The sequence below is a fragment of the Microbacterium sp. S308A+ genome (genome assembly GCF_049800815.1).
In the GTDB taxonomy this organism is placed as follows: Bacteria; Actinomycetota; Actinomycetes; order Actinomycetales; family Microbacteriaceae; genus Microbacterium.
Genome location: NZ_JBNAFT010000006.1, coordinates 57,430 through 66,097, shown reverse-complemented (window position 1 = coordinate 66,097; position 8,668 = coordinate 57,430). Strand labels below are relative to the sequence as shown.

General features: G+C 66.8%; 13 protein-coding genes. 5 read left to right on the top strand and 8 right to left on the bottom strand.

Going from position 1 to position 8,668, the window contains the following annotated elements; translation table 11 throughout:
• From ACP15J_RS13545 to ACP15J_RS13530, 4 genes are all read left to right on the top strand, one after another.
• Window positions 1-199, top strand: a 199-nt coding sequence (locus ACP15J_RS13545) for a hypothetical protein (protein WP_424980968.1), incomplete at its 5' end; no start/stop codon positions are given.
• Window positions 200-255: 56 nt separating this feature from the next.
• On the top strand, window positions 256-480 hold the full coding sequence (locus ACP15J_RS13540; RefSeq protein ID WP_424937515.1) for a hypothetical protein: 225 nt from the start codon (window positions 256-258) through the stop codon (window positions 478-480).
• 66 nt (window positions 481-546) lie between these two features.
• Complete coding sequence (locus ACP15J_RS13535) at window positions 547-882, top strand: helix-turn-helix domain-containing protein (protein WP_424937516.1); 336 nt, start codon at window positions 547-549, stop codon at window positions 880-882.
• Entirely contained in the window at window positions 879-1,445 is a 567-nt protein-coding gene (locus ACP15J_RS13530; protein ID WP_424937517.1) for a MucR family transcriptional regulator, read from the top strand. Before ACP15J_RS13535 ends, ACP15J_RS13530 begins: the two co-directional genes overlap by 4 nt.
• A gap of 113 nt (window positions 1,446-1,558) precedes the next feature.
• Here the strand turns inward: ACP15J_RS13530 and ACP15J_RS13525 are convergent, their stop codons facing one another.
• The 6 genes from ACP15J_RS13525 to ACP15J_RS13500 form a co-directional block, all read right to left on the bottom strand.
• Complete coding sequence (locus ACP15J_RS13525) at window positions 1,559-1,744, bottom strand: hypothetical protein (protein WP_015985823.1); 186 nt, start codon at window positions 1,742-1,744, stop codon at window positions 1,559-1,561.
• A 7-nt stretch (window positions 1,745-1,751) separates the two neighbouring features.
• Window positions 1,752-2,648 (bottom strand): hypothetical protein, encoded by an 897-nt coding sequence (locus ACP15J_RS13520; RefSeq protein ID WP_424980967.1) that lies wholly within the window; start codon window positions 2,646-2,648, stop codon window positions 1,752-1,754.
• A 484-nt stretch (window positions 2,649-3,132) separates the two neighbouring features.
• Window positions 3,133-3,750, bottom strand: a complete 618-nt coding sequence (locus ACP15J_RS13515; RefSeq protein WP_424937519.1) for a hypothetical protein — start codon at window positions 3,748-3,750, stop codon at window positions 3,133-3,135.
• 94 nt (window positions 3,751-3,844) lie between these two features.
• The gene (locus ACP15J_RS13510; protein ID WP_424937520.1) at window positions 3,845-4,180 is read right to left on the bottom strand and encodes a hypothetical protein; all 336 of its coding nucleotides are present in this window, start codon (window positions 4,178-4,180) and stop codon (window positions 3,845-3,847) included.
• 7 nt (window positions 4,181-4,187) lie between these two features.
• Complete coding sequence (locus ACP15J_RS13505) at window positions 4,188-4,496, bottom strand: hypothetical protein (protein WP_424937521.1); 309 nt, start codon at window positions 4,494-4,496, stop codon at window positions 4,188-4,190.
• Window positions 4,493-5,275 carry a hypothetical protein gene (locus ACP15J_RS13500; RefSeq protein ID WP_424937522.1) on the bottom strand — a complete coding sequence of 261 codons (783 nt, stop codon included), beginning with the start codon at window positions 5,273-5,275 and terminating at the stop codon, window positions 4,493-4,495. Before ACP15J_RS13500 ends, ACP15J_RS13505 begins: the two co-directional genes overlap by 4 nt.
• Window positions 5,276-5,369: 94 nt before the next feature.
• On the opposite strand from ACP15J_RS13500, the gene ACP15J_RS13495 reads away from it, so the two are divergent.
• Window positions 5,370-5,882, top strand: coding sequence for a hypothetical protein (locus ACP15J_RS13495; RefSeq protein ID WP_424937524.1), 513 nt, complete (start codon window positions 5,370-5,372; stop codon window positions 5,880-5,882).
• On the opposite strand, the gene ACP15J_RS13490 is transcribed toward ACP15J_RS13495, so the two are convergent.
• A complete protein-coding gene (locus ACP15J_RS13490) occupies window positions 5,869-6,123 on the bottom strand; it encodes a hypothetical protein (protein WP_424937525.1) in 255 nt (84 codons plus the stop codon). The genes ACP15J_RS13495 and ACP15J_RS13490 overlap by 14 nt on opposite strands.
• Window positions 6,124-6,182: 59 nt before the next feature.
• On the bottom strand, window positions 6,183-8,660 hold the full coding sequence (locus ACP15J_RS13485) for an IPT/TIG domain-containing protein (RefSeq protein WP_424937526.1): 2,478 nt from the start codon (window positions 8,658-8,660) through the stop codon (window positions 6,183-6,185).
• Between the last annotated feature and the right edge of the window lie 8 nt (window positions 8,661-8,668).

The window sequence follows — 8,668 nt, the reverse complement described above, 5'->3', positions numbered from 1 at the left end:
CCTCGCGTGCCACGCTGCCGGCCCTGTTCGGGCCGACGGTGACCGAGCAGGTGCACGCATGAGCGACGGTCTCAGCGAGGACTACGGCGACCTCGGCGAACGCCGCAATCGCCGGGTCCGCATCGTCGCCTGGGTGACGATCGTCTCACTCATCCTCGTCGGAGGCGGCGCGACCACCCTCGCCGTCCTCTTCGGCTGAGAAACCTCTCCTCACCCGCTTGACAACACCCCAACTTGGTGTGTTAGAGTGGTGTCATGAGCAAGGGAGACAAGCTCCCGGCCAGACGGAAGGAATCCGACATGAACGCCACGATCAGCACCCTCGCCGCCGAGTTCAACATGGAGGTCCACGGGCTGATCGCCTTCGCCCTCCCGATCTTCGAGGAGTACGAGGGCTACGACGCCGCGACCGGCCTCCCCGACAACACCGAGGTCGCCGCCGAGGATGAGGCATTCATCCGCGAGGCGATCTCGCGCTGATACGGCAAGAGGTCCCCACCCTTGGATTCTCCAGGGTGGGGACCTCTCCTGACGGAAGGGCACAGGATGGACGAGCCACGCATGACCGGCGCGGAGATCGCCGCGACCCGGCACCTGCTCGGGCTGTCTCAGGCGGAGCTTGCCGCCGACCTCGGCGTGAACCGGCACGCGGTGAAAGACTGGGAGTCGGGACGGTTCACCGCCCGCCCCGGCGTCATCTCCGACCTCGTCGCGCTCCGCGAACGCCACGACAAGGAGGCGGCACGCCTCATCGTGGGCGCCCAGGATGGTGTGCCGATCGAGCTGCCCCGTGGGCCTCGTCCCGCGGGCTGGTATCTCGCGCTCGGTGCCCGGGTGATCGACGCCGTCCCCGACGCGATGCTCTCCTGGGCGGAGGCGTGATACTCCCTCCCTACGGGTCCCCGATCGACGAAGGCAGGTACGGGATCCTCGACCGCGACGACGACGGCCGCCCCCTCTGCCACGTCTGCGGTGACGCCCGCGACCAGCTCGCGACCCACGCCCGTCAGACGCACGGGATCACCGCCGCCGAGTACCGCGACCGGTACGGGCTCGGCGCGACGACCCGGCTCGTGTCCACCGCCGCATCCGCACGGATGCGTGCCGCATGGGATCGGCATGCCGACCAGCACCTCGCTGCGCTCGACGAGCACCGCGACCCGGCCGCCGCCGCGGCTCGCTCCCGCGCCCACACGAAGGACGCGCCCTGGGCTCCCGAGGTCCGCGCCCGCCGACAGCAGACCGGCCGAGCCACCCGGACACCTGACCTCACCCCGGAGCAGGTCGCCACGCTCGGCGACGGCGTCGACCTGCAAGTATGGGCAGACGCCGCCCGCGCCCTCCTCTCCGGAGGCGCCTCGCAGATGGCTATCGCCCGCGCGTGCGACATCGCTCCCGCGACCGTCGCGCAACGCCTCCGCCGCTACCCGCCACACCGCCCCTAGCACCACGACGACGAGTCGGATCAACTGCCAAGCACCTTCCGTCAGTGCCGACGCGCTGATGAAAGACCCCGCACCCTCCCGAAGGAAAGGTGCGGGGTCCTCGCGTTTGGCAGTCAGTCCTCTGCCGTGTCCCGCTTCTTCTTGGTGTACCAGCGCTGGCTTACGAACGTGATGACGTAGACCGCCACGAAGCCTCCGATGTTCCACCAGGTGATCGGGTTTCCCGAAAACAGGGGCACCAGCAGGACGAACAGCGCGATCAGCGTATTGATGGCGAGGCGCGCAAGTAGTGAGTCCATGGTCCAGTTACCTCCTGCAATTGACGGCAGTCGCGTTGATGGTGCCCCATCCGACCTGCGGGTTGGTGATCACGATCCAGGGGTAGTTGATGGCAACGCAACGCCCCTCACTATTCGCCTGCTGAATCGGATCGATAACCCTGAAGTAGGCCGTCGCGAGTGCCACGCCACACGCCAGGGCGGCCGGACCCGGGAGCGAACCGCAGGCAACGCCAGCGAGCACCTGTGGTCCTTGGTTGTTGGAGATCACGCTAGCCGCCCACTGCGTCTCCGAACGCGTGAACTGCACATAGTAGCCCCACCATTCAGCCCCGAGATCGGGATCGGCAGTCACAGGGAAAGCCGTTTCCGCTGTGAAGCCGACGGTCTGGACCAGGTCAGCACCCTCAAGGTGGAACCTGGTGGGCACCGCTTCACCCTTCGCGTCGACAGCCCACGGAGCACGGAACCCGCTGACTGCCTGGCCGTTGGCGTCCGAGATGATCACGGACCCATCGTCGAACACGGCGGCCTGGCCGCCCTCGGGGAGGTTTAACGGGAACCTGTACTCCTTCGGTGCGGAGGCATCAGGGATCTGGATGAGGGTCTGCACGCCGTCGTCGGTCGCGAAACTGCTCACCGTCGAGCCCTGCTCCCGAGTGGACAACAGCGGGGCTCCCTCGCCGCGGAACAAGGCCGTTGGAACCGAACTAGTATCGATCGCCTCCGACGTGGCGTCCCCCGGAAGTTGGATCGACACCTGCGTTCCAGCCGCAGCGTCAATCGTGACTTGCTGTGCACGCTCATCGACGCTAACCCCGCCGTCGTCCGCTGCGGTCGCGGGAACAGCCTGCGAAAGGCTGGCAGCCACCAATGCCGCCACGCCGACCACTACGGCTGAGCCTGGTCTCTTGATCAATCTCACTTGTTCCCCCGATCCCACATGGGTTGTTAGACGGTGTCCAGAACGCTACCCGCGATCGAGATACACGTGTATCCCCCTTTTGGGGGACACGCACGCGAACAAGCGTGAACGACGAAAGACCCCGCACCCTCCCGGAGGAGAGTGCGGGGTCTTCGTGCGATGTTAAGCTGCTCGCAGGATCGCGACAGCCTGGCACCCGCGCATGAGGGTGCGGTCTCAAGACCAGGCAAGAAGCCCGCCAGAATCATGTGATCTGGCGGGCTTCGCTGTTAATATCAGGGCATGGACCGGCGGGTGATCTTCTACATCGCGATCGCCGTAGTGGGCGGGATCTCCGCGGCCGCCGGGGCGACGGTGGTCCTGGCCACGCTCGCCCTGGCTCTTGGGCTGGTGGGCCTGCTGCTGCTATCGCGGTCGCCTGAGTCGCCCGTGGACGCGTGGCTGCGATGGGTGAACGTCCTTCTGATGGGCGCCCTGATGGTGGCTACTGTCCCTCCGGTGTGGTTGGCGGTGCCGGCATGGGTGCTTCTGGGGTTCGGGGCTCTGGGAGCGGTGTTCCGCTTCCCGTATCGCGTTCATGGATCTCTTCGAGAATCTGGCGTAACTGGTCCTCGGTGAGGCCCGTTGGCGCCGGGGCAGGCGCACTGGGCTGGAATCCGAAGAACATCAGCACCGTCAGGATCAGACTGAGGATCGTCGCGAGGTTCGCCGCCTCGTCGGACAGCAGATGGTCTAGTACCTTCTTCCAACCGGGAGCGTTCTTCGTAATTGCGTCGTCGACGCGAGCGCGTACCCGTTCCTGATCGCCGCCGTCGTTGAGCTCCTGCATGGCCCACCGCGTGACGGCCTCGAGTCTCTTCGCCTGCGCGGGTGTGGGCGGGTGGAAGATCGTGTCCAGCCCGTGCGCGTCGTTGAGGAGGTAGGTGCCGTCGAGTACCCGATAGCTCTCTCTGCATGTCGGGCACGGCGCGAGGATCGTCCCGAACTTCATGGTCGCGTCAGGATCCCCTCCATCCCCAACGGTCATGACACCAGTCCCTTGGATCGCGTTTGGGACGCTGAAGAGCCCGTGCTTCGGGCATTCGGCGAGAAGAGTGGCCATCCGAGCATGGTAGCGGGACGACGAATCGCCCCCTCTCCACACCGAGCCCGAAGCGCGGTGCAGAGAGGGGGAGTGAAACCTTGCCGGCGCAGAGCTAGCGGAGGTCGCGGCGGAGGCGTCCGACCGCGCCGTCGATATCCGCGGCGCGCTCGGTGTCAGTGAGGACGGACTGCTTCGCGAGGACGACGTCCGTGTAGTCGGCGGGGATGCCCTTCGACAGGATGGTGAGGGCGGATGCCAGGCCGGCGAGGAGCGCGGATGCGATGGTGCCGGCGGCGGCGAGGGCGACACCGGTCCAGAAGTCTCCGGTGGTGCCGATCGTGATGGCACCGATGGGGAGGGCGGAGGCGAGGGCCTGGGCGGCGGTGCGAATGAAGCCACGCTTCGCGGCCACTCGCACGGCGACAGGGATGATGGGGTCAACGGTCATGGGGTTCCTATCGTGGGAGGCCTTCAGGCCAGGGTGGGAGGGGGATGCCGTGCGCGGCCATGTGGTCGCGCTGCACGCCGATGAACGCCCGGTAGGAGCGGTTCTCGGTCTCCAGTGCGTCGAGGCGCTTGTCAGTGCGTTCCCGGTACCGGGCGAGCTCTTCCTGGAGCTGGTCGATCATCTGGTGCTCGGCGGTGGTCTTGTGGGCGCGGGCGGCGGATCGGGAGGCGAGGATATGCCCCAGCCACGTGCCAGCGCCCCCGCCGAGCAGCAGCGCGGCAGCGCCGATGAGAGCGGCGAGCACGTCCTCGCTCATGCCGGGACGGCGATCTGCTGAGCCGTGGCGAGGACATCCTCAAGGGTCTTCTGCGCGGCGGACTGCGCGGCCCGCTGCGTCTCGCCCTCGGCGATCTGCCGGGACCAGTACCGGCCGCCCGAGCCGGAGCCGGCGCCGCGGAGGACGGCGTCGACGGCGTCCCAGTGGATGCCCTGGGTCAGCAGCAGGACCGTGAGGCCTTGGTTGTCGATCTCTTTCCGGGGGCCGTAGAGGGCTTCGGCGGTGGCGAGTTGGGCGGTATCGGGGATGTGGTAGATCCGCTCATAGCCGACGGCGAGGCAGTGCTCACCGTTCCAGCGGTAGACAATCATGTCGTCCTCCTCAGACGTCAAAGGGGCAGGGGTCGGGTCGGGGGCGGGCGGGGCGTACACGGGCACGTCGAAGATCGATTCGGTCCAGCCGAGGTATTCCCGGCCGATCTGCGCCTCCCGCTCGTCGATGGTGGTGACACCGACGACACCCCACGAGGGGTAGTCGGTGGCGACGACCCTGCCACCGCCGAGACTGATCACCACATCCCCGTCCGTGTTGCCGTCGTACCTGCGTCCCCACCACACCGGGACGCCAGGGGGTGGGTTCCGGTCGCCGGGATGCTGCCCGTCCGACCGCTCCCACCCGAGGGTCGCGGTCGGCGCGGACCTGTCCGTGCGGGCACCATGCGCCTTGTACGCCTGCCAGACGTAGTGAAGGCAGAATCCCGGATTGATCCCCCAGCCGTAGCCGAGAAGGGTCTGCGCGGCGGCCTGACCATCGATCATGAGCAGTGTCCTTTCACGACGAAGCCCCGCGCGTTGACGGGGCGGTGGTGGCGTTCGTCCTGGGCGAGATCGGTGGTCCGGCTACGATGCGTGCATGCCGGTCTACTCGAAGTGCTCGTCGTGCGGTGCCGAATTCGAGTCGCGAGCCGTCACGATCACGGGGAACGTGAAGAACGTGACGTTGTCGAACATCAATGACCGTTGCCCGGTCTGCAAGCGTCATGCCAGGGCGATGGAGGGCAACTTCGACTTTGACCCTGACGGGAGAACGACCATGCTCTCCGGGCCGGAGTGGTCACGGAGCATGGTCGAACGGATGCAGCGGCAGTTCCGGGAGATCGATGAGATCGCCCGTTCCCCGGAGCGCACTGACGAGGAAGCGCGGCAGCTCGTCGAGGACGTACTCGCGGAGATCGAGAAGACCAACCCGGTCGTCGCCCGCGAGTACCGGAGGCAGGCAGAGGCGTTGGCCGAAGTGCCAGAGCGAAGCCGCATGTCTAAGGTGGCGACAGCCATGTCGAATGCTCTGCGCTGGGTCGGCTACGTGAACGATGTTGACGGTTTCGTCGGGCTCGTCCAACGCCTCATCTCGCTCATCTCCGGTTAGGGGTGATCAGCAATCCGCGGTCCAGGGCCTCCGCAATGAGATGAACTCTCAGTGTGTCCTGCCGGGCGAGTTGTAGCGCTTCCTGTGTGCGGATGAGTTCGAACGAGACCTCCACGAATCGCCACACGATCAGCGGGTGCACCGCTTCCAGGACATCCCCGGCCGCCACATGTCCGACCGCGACGACGGCTGAGACCGTCCACCCCAAGACCCGCACCCATGTGGGCAGTGTCTTCACCATCGGTCATTCTCCTCTCCATCCCGGGCGGGCAGTTTTTCGAGGTGCCCAGCTCGGCAGGATCATCCGCGGATGTAGTAGACCCCGTTCGAGCCCACGCCGCCGCTGTTGTTGACCTTGACGAGGACGTTTCCGGCGGTGCCGGACGGCATGGTCGCGGTGATCTGGGTGGCGGTGGTGGAGAGGATCGTCGCCGGAGTACCACCGACGGAGACCTGTTGGGCTCCGGTGAGGCCGCGTCCGGTGATGGTGATCGTCGCCCCAGCACCAGCCCCAGTGGGGGTGATGCTGTCGATGATCGCCGGAGTGAACGTGGCCCCCGTATACAGCGACTTCCACTGGCTGCCGTTGCAGACCGCGGGACCGACACCGAGCCCGACGAGCCCGGAGGCGTTGGAGTTCCAGCAGGCGGCCCCGGCTGTGGGGATCACGGTGGTGACGTCGATGGGGAGGGTCGGGTCGGAGACCGTCACTCCCACGTCGTACCCGCCGCGGGCCAGGACGCTCCCGGCCGGCATGCGGATCGCCCCGTGGATCTCCGACCCCACCACGGACGGGTCAAGGAAGGTGATTTTCCCGCCCGCCTCCGACGTCGCGGTGACGTTGGAGAGGTAGACCTTCGTGGGGCCGGCGGTGGAGAGGATGCGACCCCCGGTGGGGTGGGTGAGCGCGACATCCTGCATCCGCACCACCATCGCCCCCCTGACCCTGGCGTTGTTCTCCGTCTGGACCACGTTCGTCGGGGACTCCACATCCTGGAGGGTGAGGCGGGCGATCGGGCCACGAATGTGCACGATGCCCCGAGACCCTGCCTCGCCACGGGCTTTGGTGACGGACAGGTCCGTGATCGACCCCTGCGCCGCACCGACGTACGCGACCGTCCCACCGGTCCCGGACCCGCCCCGGGCGGTACACCCAGAGATCCTGACCACCCCCAGCGGGGCATCCGCGTAGAGCGCGTGCGTCTGACCGTTGTTGCCGATCCCGACCCCGGCGAGGGGCCGGTTGTGGATGTTCTCCACGACGAGGTTGTCGATCTTCACGCCGCGGGACCCGTCGAGGATGTGCACCAACCCCCCATCGGAGGTGGACTGGCGGTTCACCGAGGAGTTGCGGATGGTCACGTTGCGGGCGTCGCAGCCGGACACGATACCGAGACCGCCCAGACCACCCGCACCAGACCCCTGGAAATACAACAGACCCTCCGTCGCACCCGACGTGGAATGCTCGGCAGGCACGATCACATGCACATCCTCAAAAAGGACGTTGGTGGCGGTGGTGTCGCCAACCTCATCACCACGGATACACAACGGCCGCGTCCGGGTCGTGCCCGAGACGCCCCTCACCTGCACATTCCTCACCTCCGTATTAGTGCCGGAGATGAGCTTGAACGCCGCGAGGGACCCGTCCGGGTAGATGCCGGATGCTTCGACGCCGACCACATCACCGATCACATCCCCGTACGGGTACCAGTCGGTCGCGGTGATGGCGAGCATGTCGTCATGGGTCTTCCCATACAGGCCGGAGACGGTGCCACCGGACGCGGGACCCTGGACGTGCACACCATCCGACCAGGAATCGAAATGGATGTCGCGGACATCCCACCGCTGCACATCCCCGAGGCTGATGGCGTATTTCCCGGCCTTGGAGAGGATCGTCAGGCCATGCAGTTTCAGGCCACGGACGCGACGGGCACGGAGCACATGCGTGTGCCACCGCACCCCCGGAGAATTGCCTTTGTCCCAGACGCCGCCGATGACCTCCACGTCCTGCGCAATGTCGTACACCTCCGCGACCCCGGCGGTCACCAGGTGGGAGCAGGCACCGCGGACAGTCGCCGTGTCCCCCGTGACGGACACGATCTCGCCGTACGCGATCACCCCGTACTCGATCGTGGAGTGGTAGACGGCGATGGCACGGCCCACATCCGCGGAGGTCAGACCCAGCGACGCAGAGGACACCCGCACCAGCCCAGACGCCGTCGTGCCCGGGACGGTCGTCGCATCGGACACACCCGTCCTGAGTGGGGCCACCTGGCCGATGTGCGCCAGATTCGACGTGGACCCCGGGGCAAGACGGATCGTCGCCCCACGAGCATCTACCGTCGTCCGCGACGGAATCACCACCGCACCCGACACCAGAAAATCACCAACCAGGGTGACACGGCGACGGATACCGAAAGCCGATGTTGCCGCGAGAGCTGCGTTCAGCATGGCTGTTGCGTCCACCGACGCGCCCGGAGACGTGACCACCCTGTCAAAGTTCTTCGTCAGGGCGGTGTTGGTCGCGGACGGGCCGGACACGTACCCAGCCACCGCCGGGTCGTTCGCGATGGAGTTCCCACCATCGAGGCCAGGACGGCCCTCCGGGATCTCGAAGAGCACCGTCCGCTCCTCCGGATGCCCACCGATGATCGCGCGCGCCGGAGCATCAGACGGCACCGACACCGCAGAGACCTCCTTGAAAGTCCCCGTGTCGCCCTTCTCGCCCTTCTTTCCCTGGAAAACGCCGAGCTGTGTGACGCCGACAGCAAGAGCCATGGCTACTC